At 38.1% G+C, this 525-nt stretch carries 1 protein-coding gene; it reads right to left on the bottom strand.

Translation table 11 applies throughout. The features are described 5' to 3' along the window. The coding region (locus FC81_RS08380) for a transposase (RefSeq protein WP_162254828.1) at positions 1 to 525 on the bottom strand (525 nt) is incomplete at both ends.

Raw genomic sequence — 525 nt, 5'->3', positions numbered from 1 at the left:
CGCCATTCTGATTTAAGCATTTTATAATTACGGCAACGATGATCTTCAATTCCGTGAAGAAGCGATATTCGAGCTTGATCTAGTGCTCGACCGGCAAGTTGAATGATATGAAAACGATCAATTACGACTTGTGCGTTTGGAAAGATACGGTGGATAAAGTATTGATACTGGGCGTTAAGATCCATTACAATCTTTTGAACTTGGGAACGTTCTGATAAGGAATAGTGACTAAGAAAGTAAGCAGTAATATTTTTGGTTAGTCGATCAGATAAAATTGCGAGAAGGTTGTGGGTAATCGCATCAATACAGATGAAAGAGAACATCGAATGAACTGATCTAAATTCATCAAAACAAATAATTCTTGGTAGTTTGCGGCGCTCAATAAGTGCGTGACGGTGGGCGTAAATAATCCGTTGTACCGATGTTGAAGAAATACCTACTAATTTAGCAATGGTTTTAACTGGCAATGATTCACGGACAAGCTGGTTAACCCTTAACCTTACTTGATTAGTAATGGAGTGATTG

Source organism: Liquorilactobacillus capillatus DSM 19910, assembly GCF_001434915.1.
GTDB classification, from domain to species: Bacteria; Bacillota; Bacilli; order Lactobacillales; family Lactobacillaceae; genus Liquorilactobacillus; species Liquorilactobacillus capillatus.
The sequence above is the reverse complement of the archived record's forward strand: the minus strand, read 5'-3'. Positions and strand labels throughout refer to the sequence as shown.